Below are 244 nucleotides of genomic sequence, written 5' to 3'. Positions count from 1 at the left end.
CGTTGGAGCAAAGCGTTTCTCGGTCGAAGGCAACGAAGCGCTGGTACCGCTTCTTGACGAGATTGTTCAGCAATTAGCGGAAGTGGATGTCAACTCGATCCTTGTCGGTATGGCGCACCGCGGACGTCTGAACGTGCTTGCGCATATCCTCGGAAAGGACTACACCAAGATCTTCTCCGAGTTCATGCATTCGCCGAATAAGCATCTGGTGCCTTCCGAAGGCTCCATGGGCATGAATTACGGC

Annotated in this window: 1 protein-coding gene; it reads left to right on the top strand. The window is 53.7% G+C overall.

The genetic code is table 11. The features are described from left to right. Positions 1 to 244 (top strand): hypothetical protein (locus ACSNOG_RS33865; RefSeq protein ID WP_436756499.1); only part of this gene is annotated, 244 nt, incomplete at both ends.

Origin of the sequence: Streptomyces sp. URMC 124, from assembly GCF_051386455.1 — a bacterium.
Lineage (GTDB): Bacteria > Actinomycetota > Actinomycetes > Streptomycetales > Streptomycetaceae > Streptomyces.
This window is presented reverse-complemented; position numbering and strand designations above follow the sequence as displayed.